This is a genomic window from Enterococcus rivorum, from assembly GCF_001742285.1.
Taxonomy (GTDB): Bacteria; Bacillota; Bacilli; order Lactobacillales; family Enterococcaceae; genus Enterococcus_L; species Enterococcus_L rivorum.
Genome location: NZ_MIEK01000013.1, coordinates 38936 through 65120, shown reverse-complemented (window position 1 = coordinate 65120; position 26185 = coordinate 38936). Strand labels below are relative to the sequence as shown.

At 34.6% G+C, this 26185-nt stretch carries 23 protein-coding genes; 8 read left to right on the top strand and 15 right to left on the bottom strand.

The window, feature by feature from the left end; translation table 11 throughout:
* Positions 1-150: 150 nt before the first annotated feature.
* Positions 151-1257 (bottom strand): DUF7278 family profilin-like fold-containing protein, encoded by a 1107-nt coding sequence (locus BCR26_RS06465; protein ID WP_069698163.1) that lies wholly within the window; start codon positions 1255-1257, stop codon positions 151-153.
* A 106-nt stretch (positions 1258-1363) separates the two neighbouring features.
* On the opposite strand from BCR26_RS06465, the gene BCR26_RS06460 reads away from it, so the two are divergent.
* The gene (locus BCR26_RS06460; RefSeq protein ID WP_069698162.1) at positions 1364-1792 is read left to right on the top strand and encodes a GNAT family N-acetyltransferase; all 429 of its coding nucleotides are present in this window, start codon (positions 1364-1366) and stop codon (positions 1790-1792) included.
* 62 nt (positions 1793-1854) lie between these two features.
* On the opposite strand, the gene BCR26_RS06455 is transcribed toward BCR26_RS06460, so the two are convergent.
* Positions 1855-3207 carry a DEAD/DEAH box helicase gene (locus BCR26_RS06455; protein ID WP_069698161.1) on the bottom strand — a complete coding sequence of 451 codons (1353 nt, stop codon included), beginning with the start codon at positions 3205-3207 and terminating at the stop codon, positions 1855-1857.
* 303 nt (positions 3208-3510) lie between these two features.
* On the opposite strand from BCR26_RS06455, the gene BCR26_RS06450 reads away from it, so the two are divergent.
* Positions 3511-3846: a hypothetical protein gene (locus BCR26_RS06450; protein WP_069698160.1), complete on the top strand. Its 336-nt coding sequence runs from the start codon at positions 3511-3513 to the stop codon at positions 3844-3846.
* A 222-nt stretch (positions 3847-4068) separates the two neighbouring features.
* Here the strand turns inward: BCR26_RS06450 and BCR26_RS06445 are convergent, their stop codons facing one another.
* The 8 genes from BCR26_RS06445 to BCR26_RS06410 form a co-directional block, all read right to left on the bottom strand.
* Positions 4069-4416, bottom strand: coding sequence for a zinc ribbon domain-containing protein YjdM (locus BCR26_RS06445; RefSeq protein WP_069698159.1), 348 nt, complete (start codon positions 4414-4416; stop codon positions 4069-4071).
* 121 nt (positions 4417-4537) lie between these two features.
* Positions 4538-5371, bottom strand: a complete 834-nt coding sequence (locus BCR26_RS06440; protein ID WP_069698158.1) for a histidine phosphatase family protein — start codon at positions 5369-5371, stop codon at positions 4538-4540.
* 204 nt (positions 5372-5575) lie between these two features.
* Positions 5576-6532 carry a DHH family phosphoesterase gene (locus BCR26_RS06435; protein WP_069698157.1) on the bottom strand — a complete coding sequence of 319 codons (957 nt, stop codon included), beginning with the start codon at positions 6530-6532 and terminating at the stop codon, positions 5576-5578.
* Positions 6533-6546: 14 nt separating this feature from the next.
* A complete protein-coding gene (locus BCR26_RS06430) occupies positions 6547-7875 on the bottom strand; it encodes a DRTGG domain-containing protein (RefSeq protein WP_069698156.1) in 1329 nt (442 codons plus the stop codon).
* Between the two features lie 259 nt (positions 7876-8134).
* Positions 8135-8809: a peptidoglycan amidohydrolase family protein gene (locus BCR26_RS19210; RefSeq protein ID WP_069698155.1), complete on the bottom strand. Its 675-nt coding sequence runs from the start codon at positions 8807-8809 to the stop codon at positions 8135-8137.
* Positions 8809-9219 (bottom strand): phage holin family protein, encoded by a 411-nt coding sequence (locus BCR26_RS06420; protein WP_069698154.1) that lies wholly within the window; start codon positions 9217-9219, stop codon positions 8809-8811. The genes BCR26_RS19210 and BCR26_RS06420 overlap by 1 nt, the downstream gene beginning before the upstream one ends.
* A 184-nt stretch (positions 9220-9403) precedes the next feature.
* Entirely contained in the window at positions 9404-9829 is a 426-nt protein-coding gene (locus tag BCR26_RS06415) for an ArpU family phage packaging/lysis transcriptional regulator (protein WP_245341916.1), read from the bottom strand.
* 13 nt (positions 9830-9842) lie between these two features.
* Positions 9843-10154, bottom strand: a complete 312-nt coding sequence (locus BCR26_RS06410) for a hypothetical protein (protein ID WP_069698152.1) — start codon at positions 10152-10154, stop codon at positions 9843-9845.
* A gap of 299 nt (positions 10155-10453) precedes the next feature.
* Between BCR26_RS06410 and BCR26_RS06405 the strand changes: the two genes are divergently transcribed.
* The 3 genes from BCR26_RS06405 (at position 10454) to BCR26_RS06395 (ending at position 12194) form a co-directional block, all read left to right on the top strand.
* Positions 10454-10828, top strand: coding sequence for a helix-turn-helix domain-containing protein (locus BCR26_RS06405; RefSeq protein ID WP_069698151.1), 375 nt, complete (start codon positions 10454-10456; stop codon positions 10826-10828).
* 4 nt (positions 10829-10832) lie between these two features.
* Entirely contained in the window at positions 10833-11510 is a 678-nt protein-coding gene (locus BCR26_RS06400; RefSeq protein WP_069698150.1) for an ImmA/IrrE family metallo-endopeptidase, read from the top strand.
* Positions 11511-11816: 306 nt separating this feature from the next.
* Complete coding sequence (locus tag BCR26_RS06395) at positions 11817-12194, top strand: PH domain-containing protein (RefSeq protein WP_069698149.1); 378 nt, start codon at positions 11817-11819, stop codon at positions 12192-12194.
* Positions 12195-12361: 167 nt separating this feature from the next.
* On the opposite strand, the gene BCR26_RS06390 is transcribed toward BCR26_RS06395, so the two are convergent.
* Together BCR26_RS06390 and BCR26_RS06385 are read right to left on the bottom strand one after the other, a co-directional pair.
* A complete protein-coding gene (locus tag BCR26_RS06390) occupies positions 12362-12829 on the bottom strand; it encodes a hypothetical protein (protein ID WP_245341917.1) in 468 nt (155 codons plus the stop codon).
* On the bottom strand, positions 12826-14130 hold the full coding sequence (locus tag BCR26_RS06385) for a Y-family DNA polymerase (RefSeq protein WP_069698147.1): 1305 nt from the start codon (positions 14128-14130) through the stop codon (positions 12826-12828). Before BCR26_RS06385 ends, BCR26_RS06390 begins: the two co-directional genes overlap by 4 nt.
* A gap of 564 nt (positions 14131-14694) precedes the next feature.
* Between BCR26_RS06385 and BCR26_RS06380 the strand changes: the two genes are divergently transcribed.
* Complete coding sequence (locus BCR26_RS06380; RefSeq protein WP_069698146.1) at positions 14695-15825, top strand: baeRF6 domain-containing protein; 1131 nt, start codon at positions 14695-14697, stop codon at positions 15823-15825.
* Positions 15826-16167: 342 nt separating this feature from the next.
* Here BCR26_RS06380 and BCR26_RS06375 read toward each other — a convergent pair whose 3' ends face one another.
* Entirely contained in the window at positions 16168-17967 is a 1800-nt protein-coding gene (locus BCR26_RS06375) for a choline/carnitine O-acyltransferase (RefSeq protein ID WP_084387044.1), read from the bottom strand.
* A gap of 453 nt (positions 17968-18420) precedes the next feature.
* Here BCR26_RS06375 and BCR26_RS06370 point away from each other — a divergent pair, with 453 nt between their 5' ends.
* Positions 18421-18621 (top strand): cold-shock protein, encoded by a 201-nt coding sequence (locus BCR26_RS06370; RefSeq protein WP_069698145.1) that lies wholly within the window; start codon positions 18421-18423, stop codon positions 18619-18621.
* Between the two features lie 219 nt (positions 18622-18840).
* The gene (locus BCR26_RS06365; protein WP_069698144.1) at positions 18841-19542 is read left to right on the top strand and encodes a hypothetical protein; all 702 of its coding nucleotides are present in this window, start codon (positions 18841-18843) and stop codon (positions 19540-19542) included.
* A gap of 156 nt (positions 19543-19698) precedes the next feature.
* On the opposite strand, the gene BCR26_RS06360 is transcribed toward BCR26_RS06365, so the two are convergent.
* Together BCR26_RS06360 and BCR26_RS06355 are read right to left on the bottom strand one after the other, a co-directional pair.
* Positions 19699-24054, bottom strand: coding sequence for a PolC-type DNA polymerase III (locus tag BCR26_RS06360; protein ID WP_069698143.1), 4356 nt, complete (start codon positions 24052-24054; stop codon positions 19699-19701).
* A 393-nt stretch (positions 24055-24447) separates the two neighbouring features.
* Positions 24448-26160 carry a proline--tRNA ligase gene (locus BCR26_RS06355; protein ID WP_069698142.1) on the bottom strand — a complete coding sequence of 571 codons (1713 nt, stop codon included), beginning with the start codon at positions 26158-26160 and terminating at the stop codon, positions 24448-24450.
* Positions 26161-26185: the final 25 nt, after the last annotated feature.

The following is a 26185-nucleotide window of genomic DNA, read 5'->3' as shown; positions in this document are numbered from 1 at the left end:
CTTCTGTCATCTCTAGTATGACAGGAAAAAGCCTGCAGGTCGATCACTTTATTTTCATTCTGTTTGGTGAGGGCGTTAGCCCTCATGGGTGTTTGTCTCAACCTCTTTACCATTTCAAATAATTACATACTATTATCCAAGAAAAACACTTCACTCTACCATCAAAATCGCTTTTCGATATAAATAAGTTTCTGGACTCACTAGTTGGTTCACATCGACTTGATGGGTTGTTTGATAATAAGTAGATAGTGGAAGCATTTTTTCGATTAAATGACACTTCTCAACCTCTGCTTTTTCTAACTTAGGTTGTTCTAGTTGACTGGTCAACTCATAACGAATTTTTGTCGTATCGATAACTAGACCAAACATATTGGATTGATTCATTTTTTCTAAAATAAGCTTTCCTGCTTGATTTTTTTGAATTAAGAGCTCGTTCCCCCAGCGAAATAGCCTTCTTGTTCCTGCGCCAGCCATATACTCCCATTGATCCGAGTTCAACAATGAATACCCTTTTTGAGCTAACCGTTCTTGCAATTGAGTATGGGTGTATTCAGCATGACTGTAAACAAAGTAGTGGTCTGATTCAGGTAGAAATTCCATATAAAACTGGTTCCGTTCTAAAATAGTAGCAGGAAACAACCAAGATAAGCAATTACTCGCTTCTAATTTTGGATAAAGTAAATCTTTCACTCTATTTTCATATGCTAAAGGCAACGCAAATTCTCCCTTAAATACACCGCTTACCACATCAAAAATCCCTAAAAATTCTGTTCCTGCAGGCAGAGCATATTTTTGGATAATCATTGGAGAGATTTTTACTTTTCTTAATTCCGTAGTCCGCTGATTAACATGAGCAGAAATTTTTTCTAGCGAAGAGAAATCCTTAGAATCATCGGCTTTAATTGAAGCAAATATCTTGGCTATTTCTTGACTAGTTAAAGAAGTTTTAAACGTACTATTTTCTAAATCATTTTGATTGAATCCTAGTAATTCATGCGCTCTTAAGCCCTCTGCACCAGAATCCCAACCTAAGATTGCTTCATTATTTCCAGGGACGAAAACAAATAACTCTCCATCTATTTCTAATTCAATCGTCCGGCATTTTATCCCGCATAACTCAAAATCAGCCAAAGCCATATAAGAAATTTCTATGGTTGGACAAACAAACATACTTAGAGCTTTTTGAAATACCGTTAGCTTTTCTTCATCACTTAATTGCTTCCAATTAATCCATTCCAATTGTTCCAACAGCCCCACTTTTAACTCCCCCTCGTCACTTCACATAAAATTTGCTATGATAAGTATACCACTTACTGTTTTTTCTTAAAGAGATATGTATATGACCTAGATTGGAGACTTTCAAATGAATATCCATTTCGGAAACGAGCGCTGGAATCAAGCAGCAGCTTTAGCTTTACGCTATGAAGTCTTTGTTTCAGAACAAGGAATTTCCTTAAAAGATGAATTTGACCAATTAGATACAACTGATCGAAATTATTTTGTTGCCTATGAAGATGATTTAGTACTCGGAACCATTCGTTATCAAAAAAAGAATGCCTACACCCTTCAACCAGATCGACTTTGCGTAAAAAAAGAGGTTCGAAAAAAAGGAATTGGAGAAAAATTGGTCCTTCTATTAGAAGATAAAGGACGCCAAGAACATTGTACGCACTATGTTCTCTCAGCAGAAGTAGCTGTCATCCCCTTCTATGAAAAACTTGGTTATCAAGTGCAGTCTGATTGTTATTTAGAAGATGGAATTTTATGTGTAGAGATGGGTAAAGCTCTTTAGGAGAAGCCCCGAATAAATATAAAGACTGACACAAAACCAAAAAGTTTTGCATCAGTCTTTGTTTAATTATAACTATTTTTTTTCGATTTCTTCGCTGTACGAGTTTGTTGACGTCGCTCTACCTTGCGTTTCTGCTTGTTGCTTGCAGAAATTGCTCGGTCAATTTTCTTCTTGTAACCTGGTTTAATTTTTTTCTTTTTCTTCTTTACTAAACCAATTAACGTTGGATCTTCTAAAGTATCCTTCGTTTTTTCACGTTTCGTTCTACGATTGCGGTCGTAGGTTTCAATAATTTCACCATTTTTAATTTCTTTTGGATGAAACTTAATGCCCAGTTTTTCCACTTCTGCAATGGCTTCTTCATCAACTGGTGAATACAAGGTAATGGCTGTGCCATCTAACCCGTTTCTCCCCGTACGTCCCACACGATGAATGAAGAAGTCCAAATCAGAAGGCACTTCTGCATTAATAACATGGGAAACTCCTTCAATATCGATCCCACGAGCAGCTAAATCAGTTGCTACTACGTATTGAAATTCCAAATCTTGTACTTGACGCATCACACGTTTGCGTTCTCTTGGCGAAATGTCTCCATGAATTTTAGCTACTTTCAAACCTTGATCTTTTAAATAATCAGTAATTTCATCCACACGTTGTTTCGTATTAGCAAATACAATCGCCATATAAGGATGCCCAATTGTCAACAATTGATAAATCAAACGGTTTTTATCTTTACCTTTGGTTGAAATTAGCCAATTGTCAATCGTTTCAGAAATAATGTTCTTAGGTTGAATATGTTCTACCACTGGATTTTCCATATATTTTTTCAAAAACGGCTTTAATTTCGTTGGAATCGTTGCTGAAAAAACTAACATCTGTAATTTGTCAGGTAAGCGACCAGCAATTTGATCCACATCCTCTAAAAAACCCATATCTAGTGTCATATCCGCTTCATCAACGACAAACGCAAAAGCTGTATGAACCTTCAATGCTTGCTCATTCATTAAATCTAAAATTCGTCCTGGTGTGCCTATAACAATATGAGGTTGTTGCCCTTTTAACTTAGCAATTTGTCTTTGTTTATCCGTTCCTCCGACAAAATTTGAAACACGAATCTCTGGTTGACTGAATTTTGCGATTTGAGCCGCAGCTTGATAGATTTGATTGGCTAACTCTCGACTAGGTGCTGTAACAACAATTTGTACTTCATCTAATTGAGGACTAACTTTATCCATTAATGGCAAAAGAAATGTATGGGTTTTTCCACTACCTGTTTGGGATTGACCGACCACGCTTTTTCCTTTTTTTATGATTGGTATCAGTTTTTCTTGTACTTCTGTTGGTTGTTCAAATCCTTTATCTGCAAGTGCTTCTAAAATAAAATCATTGAATTGAAATTGTTTAAATGAACTCACTTTCCTCACCTCTTCTCAACTTGTTATGCAAGTCCTCATGCATTATAACATAAAATTTATCTATTCTATGTGATTTTCGATCAATTTTTCATATTTAACCTCATTAAATTGTATCTATATCATTTGTTTTTTTCAAATTAAAGCCCTTTATTCAAGTAGAAAACAATGAATTAGCAGTCAAAAATGATCTACTCTTCTATTCAAAATAGCTTCAAATAACCTAACTACGGTTCCACTAAAAAATTTTTTCATTTTGCAATTTGTCTCATTTAAAGTATGATGGGATAGGAAGGAGGTTGTTTCATGTTAAATCCCTATTTCGCTTTTGGTGTGCCTACTTTTTTATTTTTACTATATGTCGGATTTGCTATTATTCGTAAAAAAAGTCAGATTCACTACCTTGGATTTATTTTGCTACTAATATCTGCTTTTATGACTGTGTTTAGTTTCCAAGTCTTACAAGGCTTTTGGTCTTTACAAAAAAGTACTTCAATTGCCGAATTACCCAACATATTAGGTTATAATTCTATTTTTTTATGGCTTCCCTTTTGTCTAGGTGTTATTTTGTCTGTTATCAATATTATTCGTGGGATTAAACGTGTCTTATCTTTTCAAAACGATCGTATACATGACAACTAATAATTTATTGTAGAAAAAAAGTGGCCAATACAAAATTTTTAAATTCTGTATTACCACTTTTTTATATAACAACTATTGAGAAATATATTCTCGCTATTTATCCTAGTATTTCAACCATCTTTAAATTAATAGTTCGAAATTTTGAATTTTTTGTAAAACCAACGAGTGTGCTTCAAAGCAATAACAAGTAGCTTCTAAAGTAATTCTAATTTGGTCAGAATCCTAATTTTTCTTCACAAACTCAGATTTCAATTTCATTGGACCAAAGCCTTCTACTTTACAGTCAATGTTATGACCATCTGCAGCGTCTACTACTAAGCGAATGCCTTTAACTTTAGTCCCTTGCTTAATTGCACCACTTGCCCCTTTTACTTTTAAATCTTTAATAACAGTCACATTGTCTCCATCAGCCAAAATATTTCCATTTGAATCTTTGATTGACGCTGCCTCTGCCTCTGCTGCAACCTCTGTTGGCGACCATTCATGTGCGCATTCTGGACAAATCATCATGCCACGATCCTCATAAGTGTATGTTGAGCCACATTCTGGGCAACTTGGTAAATTTTCCATTCTAACTCTCCTTAAAATTGATATTCTTTCATTTTAACGTATTTCTTAATGAAAAGAAAGTCCATGAAGTATTCAAACAGATAAATTAGAAATAAAAAACTCTAATAAAAGTGAAGGAAAACTATTTAGCTTGTCCTTTTTCTACATAACTCATATCGTTGACGGACTCTACTTTATACTTTCCATCTTTATAAGTTACTTTTGAAATACTAGCATTTTTTAACCCACCTGCAGGCAATTCAGCTGTTTTATCCAATTCTCCTAAAATTGTAATAATACTCATCCCGTGGGAAACAACCAATACTTGTTTATGACCAGATTTCTCCGCTGCTTTAACAATGTCATCGACGCCTGTGGTCAGACGCTTCACAATAGTTTGGCTATCTTCTGCCGGCCAATTTACTCCTTCTACTGATTTTTCTTTATCTAGTTTTGATAAAGAATCGGCAAACCCTTTAATACTCTTATAAAAGCCCTCTTCTTTCATTCGGTTGTTATATTCTTCTGGTGTCAAATTTTCATATTCAGCCACAGCTGCCAGCATCTCTTCATTCATCATGCCTTCATAGGTACCAAAGTTATACTCGCGCAATCGTTTATCCTTGGTAATCTCTAATTCTTTTTGACCATTGTTACTTAAAATTAATTCCGCTGTTTCAATTGCGCGACCGCTATCACTACTGTATACCTTGTCGAACTTCACATCTGACAATCCGTTGCCTAGTGATTCAGCAACTTCCACTCCAGCAGGTGTCAATGGAGCATCAATCCAACCTTGAGAGCGATCAACTGTATTTAGCATTGTTTTTCCATGTCTGGCAAAATATAAAACGGTTTCATTTTTTTCATCTTTAGTTGCTTTATCACTACTTTGTTTCGTACTTTCAGTTTGACCACACCCAACTAACACAACAAACAATACCATTAAAACAGCAATCACTTTTCTTTTGACCATTTTTAATCAACCCTTCTTTTCTATTTTTATTAAATAACTAGAATATGATTTCGATGCTATAAAAAAACAAAAACCCAATTATACTAAATAATCTTTAGTATAACCAGGTTTAGCTTGTTTTTTAACAATCACTATCCTATTATTCAACTACTTTTATTATAGTAGATTCAAACCAGAATGTAAACACTTTCATCGCTATTATAATTAGCTTTTTCCAAAAAAATCACGACATAGATCTTGTATTTCTTCATAAATATCTGTTACTTCTGCTAAATCTTTTGCGTTAGCGCCACTGGCTAGCGGATGCCCTCCACCATGATGCTTTTTCGCTAATTCATTAATAACAGGTCCTTTTGAACGTAAACGAACGCGATAATACCCTTCTGGCTGCTGAACAAAGATTCCCCAAGCAACAATCGTATCTACCAATCCTGGCAAAGAAACGATAGCTGCTGTTTGAGAATCAACAATTCCATATTCATCCAAAATAGCTTGTGGCAAAATCACTTTGGCAGCACCATTTTCATCAACTTCAATATTTTGATATACAAATCCAGCTAACTTGGCTACGCTCATTGGAATTTGCTCCAACTCTCTATTAATTGCCGTTGCATCAAAATTATAGGTTCTTAACTCTGCTGCAATTTCAAGTGTATGAGAAGTCGTTGCAGGATATAAAAATCGACCTGTATCTCCTACAATACCTGTATAAAGTAAACGTGCCGCATTATCTGGTAAAACCAACTCTTCTTGGTTATGTCGATAAAAATCCATAATAATTTCGCTGCAACTACTAGCTTCAGTATTGACCCAAACTAAATCACCATAGGGTTCATCATTAGGATGGTGATCAATTTTAACTAATTTTTCTCCTAAACTATATCTCTTATCACTAATTCTAGGCGAATTGGCAGTATCCGTTACAATCACTAGTGAGCCTTTATAGATATCATCAGAGATTTCATCCATTGTGGCCATAAAATCTAACCCTTCAACAGGTCCACCAACTTGATAGATTTTTTTTTCTTGAAAACTCGCTCTTAAAATTTCAGCTAACCCAACTTGAGAGCCAATAGCATCTGGATCGGGTCTTTGATGCCTATGAATAATAATTGTGTCATATGCCTTAATAGTCTCTATAATTTCTTTTACAACATTCATACTGCTGAATCCTCCTAAGATCGTTCCATTACTTGGCAAACCACAATCGCTTTAGCTACGATAGCATTTTCCAAATAAACTTCGATATCTAATTTAGCCGATCGTCTGCCGATTTCTAATACTCTCGGACGTATATCCAATTCACTTTCCAATTGAATCAATCTAAGATAATGTAAACTCATTTGTTCAATTAATACATTTCTTTTTTGATTCACTAACATGGTTCTTTGGGTCACGTTAGAAATAATCTCACTTAATACGCCAAAAGAAATAGTTCCAACACTGTTAACCATTTGAGGTGCAACTGAAAATTTAAATCTTGGTTCGCCTTTGGAACCATCTTCGCTTTCCTCAATGGGCATTACTTCTCCAGAGATTTGATCAGAAATCGTATCGGCAATTTGGGGTTGCCGCTGAACAAGCTGCATCGCTTTCATGACATCTTGTCGAGAAACAAAACCAACAAGTGAAAAATCATCTTCAACAACTGGCATCACTTCGAGCCCATCCCAAATCATCTGATGACTAACACTGGCTACACTCATCATCTTTTTCACAACGCTAGGATCTTTGGTCATTACTTTATCCATTGATAACGTTTCAGCTTTTCCAATAACATCTTTAGCTGTAACAATCCCTACTAAACGTAAGCTTTTATTCACTACTGGAAAACGAGAATGATGCGTTTCTTCTGAAAGTTTTTGGTAATCTGCTATTGTGTTGGTAGAAAAAAGGTAATTTGTTTTTTCTAGAGATGTATAAATATCGCTAACAAGCATAATATCTTTTTTGATAAGTTGATCACTTAAAGCCCGATTAATCATTGTTGCTACAGTAAATGTGTCGTAGGTTGTTCTTAAAACAGGCATTTCTAAGCGATCCGCTAGTTGAGAAATTTCACCGGTTGTATCAAAGCCACCAGTAATCAATACGGCTGCGCCATTTTCCAATGCAAGCTTTTGCACTTCTTGACGATTTCCAACAATCATCAAAGAGCCTGGTGTAATATATCGTGTCATTGCATTCTCAGTCATTGCACCTATCACGAACTTATTCAACACTTTGTCTAGTCCAGAAGAACCACCCAGTACATCTCCTTCGATAATTCGTACTACTTCTCCAAAGGTTAATTTTTCAATATGCTTTTTAAGCTTTCTTTCAATACGAATAGTTCCAACACGCTGAATAGTGGAAACTAATCCAATATTTTCAGCATCTTTTATCGCTCGATAAGCGGTTCCTTCGCTAACGCCTAAATTTTTAGCGATACTACGGACAGATATTCGATCGCCAATTGGTAACCCTTCAATATACTTTAATATTTGATCATGTTTAGTTGCCATAATAACCTCCCAAAACCTCTCTATTATCTTCTTAAAATCAAACTATATTTATAATAAATAAGTGCAAATAAAGGATTTTATTCATAAAAAAATAGTGCTCTTTCTCTAAAAGTATAACAGATGAAACCTATTTTAGTACAGTTTTTTCTGTATGAGTATAACAGATTGATTTTGGGCAATTTTGTGGAACTAGCGTTAATCGAAAAATAAACTTTAGTAAGGAACTACTTTTATATCTTACACAACTAACAACAGTTGGTTAGCCTAAATCCTGCTCCAATACCCAACTCATAATCCCACTCAGTAAGTAAGCATATTTAGAGTTCGACTGATTGACTGATTTCACTTCTAGAATAGTGTATTTTCTATTTTTAGCAAAACTAGCAATAGACTGCCCTGTCTGATAATGTGTCGCACGATTTAACAACGTTACACTTTGACCTTTTGCAAACTTTGCTCCACCATTTGTTACGTTGCTACTACCAACGCTAAAGCCACCTTTTAAGCGATACACATACCACCCCATCGAATAAGGCATTGTTGCTTCATTATCTACATATACCCCATTTTCTGATGCATTTTTCCACGTGCAATGAATTGCATTTGTGCCATCAACGGCTAGAAAAACATGTCCAGCTGCACCGCCAGAAGCGCCCTTTTTTCCGAGGATAACGATATCTCCACGTTTCATTGGCCACTCTCGATTTTCAGCGATTAACTCAAAACCGTTTTTAATTAACCATGAATGCATTGAGTCAGTGTTTAAGACCCAACCAGCATTGCTTGCTCCTGCTTTTCGTAAGGAATCGTAGATGGTTCCGCTGCAATCTCCTGTACCATCTACCCCTGTCCGAGATCCGGTCATTGAGTAACGAATACCACGATTTTTTAGTGCATACATGTTGTTGATTGCTGTTTCGATATTAATCGCCATTATTTATCCTCCTCCTTCTCCGTATCTCCACGAAGCTGTAAAAAATAATTTTTAAACTTATTTGGTAAAGGCAAAAACTCCGATACATTCTCTAAAAATGAAATACCTTCGTTGGCAATATAAAACATAATCACAACTTCTCGCAACGGAATGCTATCATTTGTTAGTTGTTCGATTTCAACTGCTGCCGAAATGACTACAAAAATCATGACTTTTTTTATTATCCCAAAGAAACCAACGCGACTCGAAAGCTCTTTATTTTTCCATGATTTCGCTAAACCTGTTAAATAATCCACTATCACTAAATACAAAATGGCGTGTAAAATGGTATCCATCCCCCCAAGAAAACTGACTGCTGCTCCTCCTATTAATCCAAAAACCATGCTGATACTATTGAAATATTTTTCCATTTCTCTCTCCTAACTTCCTTTGAAAGGAACGTATGTTCTTTTTTTATTTTAAAAAAATAGCTTGATTCCTTTAAAGTTTGTTTTTTCTCCTTTTGCTATGCTAAACAACTGTTTCTACAATTAGATAAGTCTATTTTATAGTAAAAACAAGAAGCATCCCTTTCATGATTCTTTCAGTTTAGCGTCATTTTTCTATTATCAGTTCTCCATCTCCATATGCTTCTGCAAAATGAATCAGAGCTTTATCCAATTCTCGATAAAATTTACTTTCGCTCATATGATGTTTCATATAAATTGCAATATTCGTCTGTTCAGTTGCATGCATAAATTTATCATATAAAAGCTCTCGATCATTTGCGTCTAACCGATTCATCGTGTCAATAATTTTTAGTAATTCTGACTCTGCTAGTTTTTTTCGATTCTGTATTGTTTCTATCCTATTGACTTTTTGTAGCAGACAATCTTTCATCTCAAAAAAATAAGTAGCCGTTATTTTGGGCGAGTGCTCACTTCCAGCAATTCTAATTAATGAACGATAGGTATTTAGTAAGTTACTTACATTCTTTTTGGTTTTCTTTTTATCAATTTCAGGGAACAAAATCATCGTCATTCGTACTCCTTTTCTATTTTTTTCTACTTTCTATTTGTTCAAACATCCTTCCAGCATTATCTACATGCCCATATTCAATACAGTTTCTTAAGGTTTCTAAATCCATAAAAAATTTGGTCATTACTTCTTTTGCCGAATTATATTCTTTGACTGTTCCAGTCGGAAAAATCACTTTGATCTTACTAGACATTTTTACTTCTGTTTCTCCCTCAAAAAACATTTTTTTCCCAATTTCCTTAGCTTTCACTTCTGCATCTTTATCCCCTAGTTCAGCTAAATTTAGGTAATAGGTTAACAATTTATTATTTATTTTGCGTTCTCTCATCGTCCTTCTCCTTTCTTGCAATATTTCTTAAAATTTCTCTATTTCAATTTTTTATAGCATTTTCGCTAAAAAAATTGACTATCATTAGCTTTTACGCTATCATAAGGGTATAGTTTTATATCTAAGCTTCTCTTTTCTATTTCATTTTATAGAAAAAAAACTCAGATACTCTTTTTAAGTAATTCATTTCTAATTACTTGAATGATAAGACAATTATATTAGCTTTTAAACTATTTGTCAATCAATAAAATAGCTTTTACGCTATTTTATTTTTAAAAGCTGAAGAAAGGTTGAAAACAATGAGTTTGACAAACAGAATTAAACAATTAGCCGACGAAAAAAATGTTACTATTGCTGAAATTGAGCGAAAAACCGGCATTTCTAATGGGCAAATTCGACGTTGGGACAGTTCTTCTCCAAAAATTGAAAATATTCAAAAAGTAGCTGATTTTTTTAATGTATCTACTGACTACTTAATTGGAAGAAGTAAAAATCCTAGAATTGATGATTTTGATGGCCAAAATTTATCTTCTCAAATTATGTTCCGTATGAATACTGAAGGGTTAACACAAGATGAAGTAGATGAATTAAAAACCGAAGTAGATCGTTTCCTTAGATTTAGAAAATCGGAAATCGAAAGTGAACGTAACGTAAATTCAAACGACAAGGCGTGATTCTATGACAGAACAAATTGATGAATACCTCAGTTTTTCCGATAAAATAAACGACTATGTCTCAGCAGTGATGATAGCGAATAATATTGGGTATGAAGAGTATAATCATACTTATGTTTGGGACTTCATTCAGTCAAAAGGGGTAGCAATTAGATGCTTTCCTTTTTATGGTGTAGCTAGAGAAAGGATTTCAGGAATGATTGTTAGAGATTCTTTAGAAACAACTATCGGATATAACCAAAATATGAGTGAGAAAAGGAAAAATTTTACCATTAGTCACGAAATCACTCACTACTTATTTCATATGAATGAGGAAAATCCTATTTTTATGGATACAAAAAAAAGTTTACATTATTCTTATAATGAAGTTTTGCATGAATTTCAAGCAAACATTGGGGCTTCTGCCATTTTGATTCCTGATGTTGTTCTATTTCGCCATTTAAAAAATGGTTGGAACTTAACTCAATTATCGACGCAATTTGGCATTTCTGAAAGCGCCCTCTACATCCGTTTAATTCAAACCATGCAAGCTTATTTTGGGGTTAATTTTATTGCAGCGAAAAAAAATGCAGATACCATCCGTTACAAATTTCATGGTAAAGGGAAACTAGCGGCCACAGAACTAGGAACTAATTTAGAAAAACATTTAATTCAGACTAACCGATTTATTGAGGCATTATAATAAGAAAAACCCCACTCAAATGAATGAGTGGGGAAAGGAGTATTTACTCATAAGAGTAAATATGAAAATAAAAAAGTTGTTGTTGGTATGAATTAATCATAACCTCTTATAAAAAAACATACAAATAAAACGCTTTCTGTTTTTATATTTCATATTTTCAGGTCTGAAATCAATTGAATTAGACATGATTTTTTCGCATAAAATAATTTTTATTGATCGTCTATTTTTCTTCAAATCCTATTGACAGCCTTATATTTTTCAAGCAACATTAAATTATTACTAAAATAATATTAAGGAGGAATGAAAATGGGATTATTTGATGGTTTAAAGGGGAACGCAACACAACATTCTAACGAAGAGGCAGAAAAACAGCTTTCTGGTGTACTAACTTCTGGTGAAGAAGTAGACCTAGCATTTAAATTGGTTAGAGATTTAATTGTTTTTACAAATAAACGTTTAATTTTAGTTGATAAACAAGGTATTACGGGTAAAAAAATAGAATACAAATCTATTCCATATAGATCTATTTCACGTTTTAGCGTTGAAACTTCTGGTCATTTTGATTTGGATGCTGAACTAAATATCTGGATATCTAGTGGTGTAGAACCCGCTGAAAGTTTACAATTTAAAAAAGATAACAATATTATTGAAATCCAACAAGCGCTGGCAAGTGCTGTTTTATAGTTATTTCTACGAGGATGGGACAAAACTAAAAATCAGTTTTGTTTCATCCTTTAAATCCGAGTAAACGGTGAGCAAAAGTCTGGGTCTTCGGAAATTCCCCAAAAATAACATAAGGTAGTATTATTTATTGCTTTTTCTGTCCTAATCAGAATATGCTTTAAGTCACTTTATTCAATCCAAAAATCTTCTTCAAAATTCCCAAGGCTATCCTCATCTGTTGAGATATTTCCCATCATACTTTTAGACTCGTTGTCGTTTGATACGTCGCTCCATTTACGAAAATCGTGGATTTTAATATGTCTAATATCACAAAACTTAACATAATGCTCTCCAATTTGAGCGGTATCCATCTCTACCATTCCTCTAAAGTTTCCGAAAAGAGGTCTTTTTACTCTACCAAAATCATCTAATGTATTTAATTGTACTTCAATTGGTTGATTACATTTTATAGATTTTTCTAATAAAAGTTCAATTTCTTGTTGGCTTTGTTGCGGTAACTTTTTTAAGCTGCTCTCAGCCTCCTGATCTCCTTTATCAATAGCAGAAACTAATTCTCCTAATGCAAAAGCTGTCTGCCACTTCATAATGCCTCTATCATGATAATCATTGTAATCATCAAATTTTTTGGAATTCATGATAATCCCTCATTTCCACCAGCATGCCCACCTACAAGATTCGCTCTTTTTATTGCGGTCGCTCCTTCAAGTAATGAGGTTGCGTGTACAATCGATTTGAATCCATACTTTCGTCTAATAGTATCAATTAATAAATCTAAACGATCATCAGCAATTTGTGCTGTAGGGTCTAAAAAAAGATTAAGTTGCAAATTATCTGTCGTACTGAGCTTACCACAGGAAAAACCAAGTGACCTCACTTCTTGACCAAAATATATCTGAGTAAACAGCTGCATAGCAAATGATTTTAACTCTTTTGAATTGTTTGTCAAAGGAATTTTCATTTGCTTGTTGGCTTGTCTCTTTCCATTCAGATCTATGTAATTTTTAGGATAACCTAAATAAATGGATATGTTTTCAGTTTTTGTATTCATCCTTCTCAATCGCATCGTTACTTGCTCAACAATTTCTTTTAATACAATTTCTATTTGTCCTTTGCTAGTATAATCGGAAGGTAGGATTTGACTATTTCCAATGGATTTTTCTTTTGCTATGTGTAAATCACCTAAAAAACTGCGATCTATTCCCCAACTATGAGCATATAGCTGTTCTCCTATTATTCCAAGTCGATCTTTTAATTTCTGATAATCTGTATGTGCTAAATCATAAATTGTCTGTATACCAAACGTTCTTAACCTCTTAGCTGTCCTTCCTCCTATGCCCCAGAAGTCTGTCATATCAGCAATTGTCCACACTTTATTGGGTACATCCTTATACCTCCATTCAGCAATAAAATTTTTGCTACTTTTTGCTTCATTATCTAACGCTAATTTAGCCAATAGAGGATTATCTCCGATTCCAACCGTTATGTATATTCCCGTTTTATTTTTAACCTCTAGCTGTATCAGCCTAGCTAATTCTTGTGCCTTCTGACAATCAAAATAGCTCAATGATTGGGTGACATCTAAGAAACTCTCATCAACAGAATAAGTGTGTTGATCCTCATTAGCAACAAAATTTCGATAAATTTGATTAATTTCATAGTATTTTTTCATATACAAGTTCATTCTTGGAGGAACAACCAACAAATCAGGATGATCGGGTACTTCATTTTTTCTAGTGACATTTGAGATACCTAATACTTTTTTTGCCAGCGGACTTGCGGCTAAAACCAAACCACCTGCATTTTCTGCATTACTCATCACAACGAGCATTGTTTTTAATGGATTTAACCCACGTTCCACGCACTCTACACTAGCATAAAAACTTTTACAATCAATGCATAAAATATCCCTAGTCGGCTCCTTCGAATAATCAAACATAGTATTCTACCTCCAATTCTAGATTGTCTCACGGACAATTATACGAACTAATGTTCTGTTTGTAAAGTAAAATTTTTTTATTATCTAAAATAAAGAAATAAAAGTTAGAACCTACTTATTTAAAAATACTTTAGCAAATATTTTCATATATTTTCTAAAGTATTTTTTAGTCCTACCCTACGATTATTTCTAATATTTATTTTAAATTTCACTTAAAATTAGTGTCAACTATCCTAAAAAAATGTGAAGTAAAACAACAAAAAACCACCACTGCCGTCGCAAGTGGTGGAAATGAAGGTTGTTATTTACTCTTGGTAGGAGTAAGTATGAAAAACCAATTCGGGATAATTGGCATATAGATAGTATATAAACTCTTTATAAATCCGTCATGAATAACCCGTATGTATTTACTAAATATTTTATGAGAAACCATTCATTTTATTGACTATTATTTCTCCAATGAGAACAATTGTTTCTAAAAAATATAACCATATCATTTTTAACATTTTTCCCTCTGTGCTAAACTTTCCTTGTAGATAAGACATTATTAAGGAGGAATTTATCATGGTCAATCAAGAAAAAAATAGTTTATCTGTACTTTTTTCAGAAGAAATTCAAGGTCCTTTTGTTACATTTCTACTAAATACACATATTGCCCGTCAAAATACCGAAAAGGCTGCTCTAACTTTAAAAAACTTTGCAAAACATGCCAAAGAACGATTCAATAAAAAATATCCAAGCCTTTCTTGGGAGCCTTTTAAAGAAAAAATCAATTTATTACTGTCAGATTCTTCTTTTTGGCGAGTAAGTGCTAAAAGCTTAACGATTATTCTTACCCAAGAAAATACGTATGTTTATGAACAACGAGTAGAAATTGATGATCAGTATTATGTTGGTAACCGACCTTACTTATTAGGAATCATCAAAAACAACCAATTTAGTTATCACTATTATTTATTGGCTTTAAACAGAGATTCTATGAAACTTTACCACGCTTTTAATGATGAGGTTTCAGAAATAGAGCTACCAAAAACAGCACCAACCACTATTATCAATGCTTTAGGTGATGAATTAACTGGCGGTGATATCAATTACTCGATTCAAGGGGGAACTGGATTCAATGGTTCTACTAAAGAAGGCATCGCTTACCATGGTGTAAATGCTAAAGATGAAGAAGTTAAAATTGATTGGGTTAACTATTACCAAGCAGTCGATAACTTTTTCAAAAAGGACTTTGAAAACCCAGAACAGTTACCGATTCGCTTATATACTTTACCTGAAAATCAAACATTATTCAAAAAAATTGCTAAAAATAATTATTTAAACACAGATGCTTCTTATCCTTTTTCACCTGCACAAGCATCCATCAAGGATATTCAAGAGGGAGTCAAAAAAATAAATCAACAACTAGAATTGCTTGAAACGGCGACTTACAATAAACTTTTAGACAAAAAATTTGTTGATCAACTAGTTGATATTCTGCCTGCTGCTGAAGCTGGACGAATTTCTCACTTTTTCATTTCTACTAGTAACTTTATTACTGAAACAAATGAAATGTCCGCAACAGAGTTTGACCGAAGACAAGTTCTGAATAAAGCCACGGATAAAGTTCTTCAAGCCGGTGGTGAAGTCTTCGTTTTAGATCAACAAGCTGCCCCCGACGAGAAATCACTCTTAGCTATCCTACGTTACTAATTCTAAGTGTTTTATCCAGAAAATGGACAAGAGCCTCTCATCACTGAGAGGCTCTTTAATTAAGTCATTAAATATTTTATTAGCTTTAAACCATGCAAAATTATCTATTAGCTTTAACACAATTACTCTCATCTATACAATTTGAACCCATCCTACTTTCAAATCTATGCAACTCCAAGGTTGCGCCTTCGGAATAGATTTCTTCAATATAACCATGTAACAACTTTCATACTTAACTCTTAATACTTAATTAATCATAACAGTTTTCACGTGGGTTTGCTAGTTTAATTTTATTTTCTTAAGAAAAACCTTAGTTCTATATTCGGTTCACTATTTTTTTACTTACTTGCCTTTTGCTTCAGTTAGTTCGCTTAACCGCACTAAATTGTTACACAAAGCTTTTAGCAGCTCCTTAGACTGCCTCTCATTCTCTTGCCTAGATGAAATATCTAAAACGATTCGGTCTGCTAAAAGACCATAATAAAGACCAAAACCTTCTTGGTTAACCGGAGCAAAACTAAATGATTCTAAAATATCATACGGAATTCCTGTCGTAGAGATAAAATCACTTTGAATCGCCTTCATTCCCTCTGACAAAAAGAAATAATCCGAGTTTATGCCTTTGTCTGTTTTCATTTCAGCCATTTTTTTCAAACCAAACAAGTGTCTTTCAACACCCTTTCCTGATTGACAGAGCGCAATTCGTTCCCCATGCGCCAAAGCTGCTACTTTAAACAACTCCTCCAACTCTCTTGTGTTTGGAGTCCGATTTTCTGCGAAGAAAGCTTCTACGAATGAACGTTTTTCCACACTCATTGGCCGAGCAGATTCTGTTCGCCCTTGATAATAGGCTCTCATAGCAACCGGTTCATAGATGCTTTTGAAATTCTGAGTTACTTCGTATTGTGCCATCACTAATGCGATATGGAAAAAAGCATCTGGACTGACGCCAGCTTTTTTTATTGCTTCTTTACCGAATTGGTTAAACACATGATGAGTCATTGAGAATTTTTCTACTTCTAATGCTGCTGTACGACTTGCTAAATTCATTTTTCCAATTAATTCTTCTGGTATTTCCCATTCTAATTTCGAAAATAAGTTAGTCGCTTTTTCTGCTTCTACTTCAACTTCAAGTTTCCCCTCAGAATCTTGGCTTATTGCTTGGATTACTTCGTCTAAAATCGTCAGAGTGGGAACACCATCAATAGCAGAATGTTCAAAGTTAAAGCCAACGGAACCATTTTTCGTCACTAATAGTTGCATCGTTTTACTAAAAAATTGATTTTCAGGATGCAACAACATATTTTTAATACGATCTGCTTTCCCTTCATCTGAAAATTCATTAAAGCTTACAACAAATAATGAATCGGCAAGAGTCTCAAAATTTTCGCGATTTTTGCTTTTTTTCATTAACTCTGTGTACAAGGCAGAGGATTCTTTACGATCGATAGCAGATAAATAATGAATCGGCAGGTCTTTTTGCATTTCTTCTAATTTAATGGCTAAAATAGTCTGAATATTTGCAACTAATTGTTTCAACGAAATCAGGCTGCCTGTTTCATCAGTCACGTAAAGTTTAAAGTAATGACCATTTTTTACAATCAAAATAAAATTATTTACCGTTCCTGCTTCTCCTCGATAAAAATGATCCATGTCTTCATCTGGCAACCGAATACTTTTAAAAAAGTTAGCATAAAATGACATATCTATATATTGACCAGATTTTGTTTGTTCTAAAGGAAACGTTCCTTCAACGAAACTTTTATAAATTTTTGTTAGTTGATAAATAATCATTCCCATTTTGACTTCAACTTTTTCAATTTTTTCATGATAGTATGGGTTAATGACCAAGGCAAAATTCGTCTCACTTTGTACAGGTCCTCTTCCACTTAAATAACCTTCCAACCAGAATTTTGACAACCAACTGCCTTCTGATTGGTTCATAAAATTTTGGAGTTCATTTTGAAGTTTTGGTCCCTCATTAATAGAAAATTTTTCTACTACATTTTTGAAATTCTGAAATTCTTCTAATGTTAAAACTGGTTTGCTCCACTCTAATATGTGACTTAAGGTGGTGTCCAAGTTTGATAGGGGTAATTTTTTTAACTTTTGAGTCAAATCTTCTTGATATTTTTTCATCATTCTTTTGTTACTCCTTTTTTTACAGCCCTTTTCTATTTTCCATATTAATCATACACAAAATACATAAATAATAATAGATAATCTTTCTATTTTCTTTTTTCCTTGTAGAAGTACTCATTAAAATAATTCTGTTTTGCTGTGTTTACTCAATAACTCTTATCATGATGGCATTCTATTTCTGATATATAACAGTAACCTATTCTTAATAAAAATGATTAAATAACAGTCTCTTTCTTACTATTCTTTACAAGTAAACACATTGCAGCAGTCTTTTTAAACTTTTTGTTAAATTGCAGAGAGATATTACTATGCAAACGCAATATAGTGTGATATAGTAATAGATGTAGTTTTTGTTCGGTAATATATGTGTAGCTGTTTCAAATAAACATCTTCCACATTTTCACCATTCAAGTAATTGCAAATATGTGTTATACAACAAGGAGGATATTTATTATGGAAACAGGTACAGTAAAATGGTTTAACTCAGACAAAGGTTTTGGATTTATCACTGCAGAAAACGGTAACGATGTATTCGTACATTTCTCAGCTATCCAAGGCGACGGATTCAAAACATTAGAAGAAGGCCAAGCGGTTACTTTTGATGTTGAAGACGGTCAACGTGGACCTCAAGCTACTAACGTTAACAAAGCTTAATTAAAGTAGAACTTACTAAACCTAACGATTTTTCGTTAGGTTTTTTTTTAGCCACAAATTTTCTTTAGAATTACCTTTTATAAAAATAATTATTTTCATTATTTGCCAAGTGAATTTTCTTACTTCCTACCTCCTCTCAAATAGCTTACTTTTGCACTATTCCCATCCCTCTGCTATCTTAAATGTAACAATTACACACATTTAGGAGCGAATTCTCTTATGAAAAAATTTGTTAAAAATCATCTTTTATTATTAATGACTATTTTAATTGGTATTTTTTTAGTCTTTATTCCAATTTTAAAGAACACTATTTCACCTGAACTAACCGTAGATGGGTTATACAATTTTATCGGTTCTTTTTTCGGCATAATCGGGGCCGTTTTATTAGCTTTTAGCGAAAACAAAAGTCAAAATGACGCATTGCGTTCAGAAATTGAAATGAATGCAAAAAAAGACCGATCCATTCAAGCAGAATTTCTCTATAGAGAATTGCTATTTCAAAAAATCGAGAACTTATACAGCAAATTAAATACTTGTATTTACAAAAACGAAGAGTCTATTCGTCGAATTACTTATCATAATAAAGATAGTTCAAAAACAGATTTACTTAATAAGCTTTTTAAAAATCAAAATGAAGCAGAAAAATTAATTCATGATATTGAGCTACTGAGCATCTACTTTCAAGATTACGCACCTACAATCTCAAAAATTGTCACTTTATTTACGCGAAGTACTGAACAATTAGATAAATTAGAACTTAGTTTATCTTTTAATTCTACTAGTCAATTCAACGAAGAAGTTCATGACTATTCTTCAAAATTGGAACAGCTGGATCACTCATTGGATCTACTTTCTATTGATTTAATGGCTAGAATGGGCAAAGAAATTCATGAATTAGATAAATTAAGTCATATTGAATGATGAACTTACAAAAAAAGATCAACAAGTCTTTGGAGTACTATCCAATTTCAAAAAGCTAGACACTTATTCTAACTTTTTTGGAGGACTCTTTTTACTTGATGATCTTTTTTATTCATTTTTACATAGGTTGGGAAAACAAAAGTTTCCGAATATTTCTTATAACATATCAAACAGTGACAATTGGTTTTCATCCGGCAAGTCTTTCAACACACCATTTTCAGTCATATATTCGATTAATGTTTTAGAAACCTTCCCTCGTGTTGCAAGGTCTTCTTTAGAGAGGAATTCCTGCTCTTCTCTGGCTGCTACAATAGCCTTTGCTACGTTGCCACCCAAACTGGGAACTGCTCTAAAAGGAGCAATCAGCGTGTCTCCTTCAATCACGAAATTTTCCGCATCTGATTTATAAAGATCAATCATTCCAAATTTGAAGCCTCGCTCTAACATTTCATTTGAAAGTTCTAAAACAGTCAGTAAATTTTTCTCTTTGGTAGATGCTTCTAAACCTTTATCAGTAATTTCCTTCATCCTTGTTTTCACTGCTTCTTTGCCCTGAGACATCGCTACTAAATCAAAATCATCTGCACGAACGGAAAAATACGCACAATAGTAAAGAATCGGGAAATAAACTTTGAAGTAAGCGACACGTAGAGCCATCAATACATAAGCAGCCGCATGGGCTTTAGGGAACATGTATTTGATTTTGGAACAAGAATCAATATACCAGTCTGGCACATTATTCTTTTTCATCTCGGTCAAATAGGTTTCTCGCAAGTCATCTGGTATTTTGTTCCAAAGTCCTTTACGTACTGTTTCCATAATTTTAAAGGCCATACCATCGTCTAAACCAGCATGAATCAAGTAAACCATGATATCATCCCGACAACCTATTACTTCCGCAAGAGTAGCGTCTCCTTTACGAATCAGCTCCTCTGCATTACCTAGCCAAACATCTGTCCCATGAGAAAGCCCAGAAATTTGCAGAAGTTCAGCAAAAGTCGATGGATGCGTTTCTTCTAACATGCCCCGAACAAAGCGAGTACCAAACTCAGGAATACCCAAAGTACCCGTTTTAGAGAAAATTTGGTCTTTATCGACACCTAGTACTTCTGGCCCAGCAAAAATTCGCATCATTTCTGAATCATCTGTCGGAATTGTTTTAGGATCTATTCCAGATAAATCCTGTAGCATCCGAATAACGGTTGGATCATCATGACCAAGTATATCTAATTTTAAAATGTTATCGTGAATGGAGTGGAAATCAAAATGGGTCGTTTTCCATTCAGAATTTTGGTCATCTGCTGGATATTGAATGGGAGAAAAGTCATAGACGTCCATATAATCTGGAATCACAATTATTCCCCCTGGATGCTGCCCTGTTGTTCTTTTAACCCCAGTAGACCCTTTTGCTAGCCGATCGATTTCTGCCCCTCTAAAATGCAAATTATGGTCACGTTCGTACCCTTTTACATAACCGTAAGCTGTTTTATCGGCAACTGTTCCAATTGTCCCTGCACGATACACATATTCCTCACCAAATAGTACTTTAGTGTAGTTATGAGCTTCAGCTTGGTAATCACCGGAAAAGTTTAAATCGATATCGGGTACTTTATCGCCGTGGAATCCTAAAAACGTTTCAAAGGGAATATCATGTCCATCTTTAAACAATCGTTCGCCACAATTAGGACATTTTTTCTCTGGCATATCAAATCCCGAACCATATGATCCGTCTTCAAAGAACTCAGAATATTGACAATTAGTACAATGATAGTGAGGTGCCAATGGGTTTACTTCTGTAATTCCTGTCATCGTAGCTACGAAACTTGAGCCAACAGAACCACGAGAACCTACTAAATAGCCATCTTCCATACTTTTATGCACTAATTTTTGTGAAATCAAATAGATTACAGAGAACCCATTTCCGATAATACTGTCCAGTTCTTTTTTCAAACGTTTTTCCACAATATCTGGTAAAGGATCGCCGTATAATTCTTTCGCACGATTATAGCTTAAATCTCTAATTTCATCTTCTGAGCCAGGAATCTTCGGCGTATACAAATCATCTTTTACGGGAGTAACTTCATCACACATATCTGCTATTGCATTGGTATTTTCCACTACTATGCGATGTGCCACATCTTCTCCCAAAAATTGAAAAGCTGTCAACATTTCATCGGTCGTTCTAAAATGTACTTCTGGTAAACTATGGCGATTTAAAGGATTCGCTCCCCCCATCGAACCAACAAGAATTTTCCGATAAATACTATCCTCTTCATTTAAGTAATGAGCATTTCCTGTTGCTACAACTGGTTTATTTAATTCATCACCAATTTTCACTAAATTAGTAATAATCTCTTCTAAATCTTTTTCACTTTTCACTAGTTCTTGTTCAATCAAAGGCGCATAAACCGCTTTTGGCATGACTTCAATGTAATCATAAAATTTCGCCCTATTTTTTGCCTCTTCTACTCCCTTTTGCATCATCGCTTCAAAGATTTCACCATTTGAACAGGCTGAACCAATAATTAAGCCTTCACGCAATTTATTTAGCTGAGAACGAGGAATCCGAGGAATTCGGAAAAAGTAATTGATGTTAGACATTGAAATCAGTTTAAACAGATTCTTTAATCCATCTTGGGTTGTCGCTAAAATGGTCGCATGGAATGGTCGAGCTCTTTTGTACGAGTCTCCTTCTCCGATATGTCTGTTTAAATCATCATGATAATGCATGTCATGATTTTCTTTTGCATCTTTTAAGAATATCCAGCAAAGATGCCCAGTTGATTCTGAGTCATAGATTGCTCGGTGATGCTGTTCTAAATTCACTCCAAATTTTTTCGACAAAGTATTCAAGCGATGACTTTTGAAAGACGGATGCAAGTAACGAGATAACTCCAAAGTATCGATGACAGGATTAGGCGCCTCTGGAATACCGTATTTGCCATAGCTAGTATTTAAGAATCCCATATCAAAAGAAGCATTGTGGGCTACCAAAATCGTTCCTTCTGAAAACTCTTGGAACATTCGTAAGACTTCTTCCTCTGACTTTGAACCACGAACCATTTCATCGGTAATTCCTGTCAAATTAATGGTTGTTTGTGACAGTGGGTGTCCCGGATCAATAAATTGCTCAAAGGTTTCAATAATATTTCCTTTGTGCATCTTTACAGCAGCCAATTCAATAATCGTATCGTAAACGGCAGATAACCCTGTTGTCTCCACGTCAAATACGACATAGGTTGCATCGGTTAACTCAATATGCGCTTCATTGTAAGCAATTGGAACACCATCATCTACTATATTCGCCTCTACACCATAGAGTATTTTTACTCCAGCTTTTTTACCTGCACTGTGGGCATCTGGGAATCCTTGTGCTCCGGCATGATCTGTAATGGCAATCGCTTTATGTCCCCATTTTCCTGCTTGGGCAACAAAATCACCGATGTTATTTGTGGCATCCATCGTACTCATATTACTATGCAAATGAAGCTCTACTCGCTTATCGCCCTCCGGTACATAGTCTTTTCGAGGCGCATGCTTTACTTCCATTAAATCTTGACAGTTCATAACTAAATCCCGCATGAACGTATCTTCTTGAATACTCCCACGTACTCGAACCCAGCTATTTTTTTGAATCGCATCAAAAATTTGTTCGTCCTTTTCTCCATTAGAAAACTTTTTAACAATAAACGAAGAGGTATAATCTGTGATTTTCAAAATGAGTATTTTTCGCTTAGAACGTAACTCTCGGACTTCTTTATCAAAAATAAATCCTTCAATCGTTACTCTACGCTCTTCCTCTAAGATGTCACCCATAGACATAATTGGTTCATCATTAGGAATATTTCTTCCTAAGCGAATTGGTCCATCCAAGGCTGGTCCTTGTTGTTGTCGCTCTCGTTTCTTTTGTTCATTTTTCACTAAAGATTCTGCTGCCTGTTGTTGGAAAGCTGCCGCTTGCTCTTCTTTTCGCTCTTCAAATAATTTTAAAACTCTTGCAGCCTGTTCTTCATCCATTTTCGGTTCAATATGAAATTTAGGAAAACCACAATTTACATAAAAATTTTCAATAATTGGTAAATACTGCTGTTTCAAATAAGGAATCACCGCGTCATTGTCTACTGGCAAAATAATTTTTTTGTCTTCGATAATCGGTGTCTGTGTCTTCATTACTCGTTGAACCAGTGGGGTATCACACTGACTACTCAACAAAGCTAACTGCCAATAATCAGTCAATTGTTCAACCGTCAGCTCATTTTTATCCGCTGCTATTTTTACTGTTACATTTGCAATGGACTGAAAAGCTAACTCTAAATGTTGAATCAGTGATTGATAGAGCATAACAGGTAATATCTCACCAAACCCTAAATGAAATTCCCATAAACGACTTTTCTGGTGCACAATTACTTTATCAATGCGCCCATTTTTGATAATCGGATGTTCTTTTTCTTCATTATTTAATTGAATTTGAGCAAGTAATTTCTCAAATAACTCTCGTGAATTCTCTGCCACAAAAATGAACCTCCTTACTTAATAAGAAAGAGGCCCTTAGACATTTCTGCCAAGTGCCTCGCCATGTTTAAGTATACTATTTTTTCTAGCTAAATACAATCAGTGTTCCTTTGTAAAATCTTTAAAGAAACTTCTTTAAGCTAGACTATACTTGCTTTTTTTAGTTTTGATAATCGATAACAACTCACAGTATGAGATAAATGCTATTATAAGAGACCGATAAAAAAGCGAAAGAATAAGAGGGTGAGCCAACGGCTGTTTAAGTTCAACTTGAACAAAACCAGCTTTTGGACATCCTTTATTCGAAATAGTGATAATGAATTGTATCTAACATTGCCTCTTTAAAAAAGGTTGCAGAATTTGATTTCACACAAATCCTACAACCAATCAAACCTATTCTTTTTCCCTATTTAACAGAATGGATAAAGTATTATCTAATTCTTCTTTACGGACTTCAAGCATTTCTCCAGTGCGTTTTATTTTCACTTCAACAACACCATCTACAGCTTTTTTACCAACTGTGATACGGATTGGGCAACCAATTAAATCTGCATCTGCAAATTTCACTCCAGCTCGTTCATTCCGTTCATCAACTAATACTTCATAGCCCGCACCAGTCATCAACGCTTCAACTTCCTGCGCCAAACGAGTTTGATACTCATCCTTTACATTCATTTGAACTACATGCAGGTCAAAAGGTGCGATTCCTGCTGGCCAGTTAATACCATTTTCATCGGCGTTTTGTTCAACAATCGCTGAAAGTAAACGACTCACACCAATACCATAGCAGCCCATAATTACATGTTTTTCACGACCGTTTTCATCTAAAACTTTCGCATCCATCGCTTCACTATAGTGGGTTCCTAGTTTAAAGATATGTCCAATTTCAATTCCTTTGGTAAATTCAAGTACACCATTCCCATCAGGAGAAGGATCACCTTCCTGGACAAAGCGTAAATCTTCATAGCTAATTGGTGTGAAATCACGACCCGGATTTACATTATTCAAATGGAATCCAGTTTCATTAGCACCTGTAATAGCATTTGCCAAATCTTGAACGTGTAAGTCAGCATACAGAGCTACCTCTTCTGAGAGGCCAACTGGTCCTACTGAACCAAAATCCGCGCCTAAATACCTTACTGCATCTTCATCAGTTGCTTCTTCTAAGAAACTTGCGCCAAGAAAGTTTTTCAACTTCACATCGTTGACTTCATGATCTCCTCTAACAAGAACCAAGACTGGTTTTTCATCAGCAATGAATAAAACAGATTTAATCACGCGCTGAGGTTCAACTTCAAAAAACTTCGCTACCCCCTCAACAGAGGTTACATCTGGTGTTTCTACTTTTGTGAGGTCAAGGTACGTTGCATGAGATTTTTTCGGTGTATATAAACTAGTTGCCATTTCTAAATTCGCTGCATAGTCTCCTTCGGTGGAGAAACAAATGATATCTTCGCCAATATCCGAAATAGCCATAAACTCTTTAGAATCTTTTCCACCCATAGCACCGCCATCACCAATGATTGAGCGAAAATTTAAACCACAACGATTGAAAATAGCTGTATAAGCTTTTTCGTAATCACGATACGTAACATCTAAGCTCTCATCACTTGCATGGAAAGAATAACCATCTTTCATAATAAATTCTCTGCCTCGCAACAAGCCAAAACGCGGACGCTTTTCATCACGATATTTCGTCTGTATTTGATACAGGTTTAATGGCAATTTTTTATAGGAACTAACTTCATCACGAATCAATTCAGTAAAGGTTTCCTCATGAGTTGGACCTAAGATATAGTCACGATCATTACAGTCTTTCAAGCGGTAGAGACTCGAACCGTATGTTTCATAACGTCCAGACTCTTTCCAAAGTTCAGCTGGAAGCAACGCGGGCATCAACATTTCAATTGCATCGATTTTATCGAACTCTTCACGAATAATTTTTTTCAACTTTTCCAACACTCGATTAGCAAGTGGTAGATAAGAATAAATCCCCGCTGATACTTGACGGATATAACCTGCTCTCAACAACATTTGGTGACTTAACACTTCAGCATCATTTGGTACCTCTCGTAGTGTAGGAATCAACATTTTTGACTGTTTCATTAGAACTCTCCTTTGTTTGCAGTAA

Bases quoted from the DNA above. Each gene is read 5' to 3' on its own strand.
- BCR26_RS06460 (WP_069698162.1), top strand. From the start codon at position 1,364: ATGAATATCCATTTCGGAAACGAGCGCTGGAATCAAGCAGCAGCTTTA.
- BCR26_RS06450 (WP_069698160.1), top strand. From the start codon at position 3,511: ATGTTAAATCCCTATTTCGCTTTTGGTGTGCCTACTTTTTTATTTTTA.
- BCR26_RS06445 (WP_069698159.1), bottom strand. From the start codon at position 4,416: ATGGAAAATTTACCAAGTTGCCCAGAATGTGGCTCAACATACACTTAT.
- BCR26_RS06440 (WP_069698158.1), bottom strand. From the start codon at position 5,371: ATGGTCAAAAGAAAAGTGATTGCTGTTTTAATGGTATTGTTTGTTGTG.
- BCR26_RS06435 (WP_069698157.1), bottom strand. From the start codon at position 6,532: ATGAATGTTGTAAAAGAAATTATAGAGACTATTAAGGCATATGACACA.
- BCR26_RS06430 (WP_069698156.1), bottom strand. From the start codon at position 7,875: ATGGCAACTAAACATGATCAAATATTAAAGTATATTGAAGGGTTACCA.
- BCR26_RS19210 (WP_069698155.1), bottom strand. From the start codon at position 8,809: ATGGCGATTAATATCGAAACAGCAATCAACAACATGTATGCACTAAAA.
- BCR26_RS06420 (WP_069698154.1), bottom strand. From the start codon at position 9,219: ATGGAAAAATATTTCAATAGTATCAGCATGGTTTTTGGATTAATAGGA.
- BCR26_RS06415 (WP_245341916.1), bottom strand. From the start codon at position 9,829: ATGACGATGATTTTGTTCCCTGAAATTGATAAAAAGAAAACCAAAAAG.
- BCR26_RS06410 (WP_069698152.1), bottom strand. From the start codon at position 10,154: ATGAGAGAACGCAAAATAAATAATAAATTGTTAACCTATTACCTAAAT.
- BCR26_RS06405 (WP_069698151.1), top strand. From the start codon at position 10,454: ATGAGTTTGACAAACAGAATTAAACAATTAGCCGACGAAAAAAATGTT.
- BCR26_RS06400 (WP_069698150.1), top strand. From the start codon at position 10,833: ATGACAGAACAAATTGATGAATACCTCAGTTTTTCCGATAAAATAAAC.
- BCR26_RS06395 (WP_069698149.1), top strand. From the start codon at position 11,817: ATGGGATTATTTGATGGTTTAAAGGGGAACGCAACACAACATTCTAAC.
- BCR26_RS06390 (WP_245341917.1), bottom strand. From the start codon at position 12,829: ATGAATTCCAAAAAATTTGATGATTACAATGATTATCATGATAGAGGC.
- BCR26_RS06385 (WP_069698147.1), bottom strand. From the start codon at position 14,130: ATGTTTGATTATTCGAAGGAGCCGACTAGGGATATTTTATGCATTGAT.
- BCR26_RS06380 (WP_069698146.1), top strand. From the start codon at position 14,695: ATGGTCAATCAAGAAAAAAATAGTTTATCTGTACTTTTTTCAGAAGAA.
- BCR26_RS06375 (WP_084387044.1), bottom strand. From the start codon at position 17,967: ATGATGAAAAAATATCAAGAAGATTTGACTCAAAAGTTAAAAAAATTA.
- BCR26_RS06370 (WP_069698145.1), top strand. From the start codon at position 18,421: ATGGAAACAGGTACAGTAAAATGGTTTAACTCAGACAAAGGTTTTGGA.
- BCR26_RS06365 (WP_069698144.1), top strand. From the start codon at position 18,841: ATGAAAAAATTTGTTAAAAATCATCTTTTATTATTAATGACTATTTTA.
- BCR26_RS06355 (WP_069698142.1), bottom strand. From the start codon at position 26,160: ATGAAACAGTCAAAAATGTTGATTCCTACACTACGAGAGGTACCAAAT.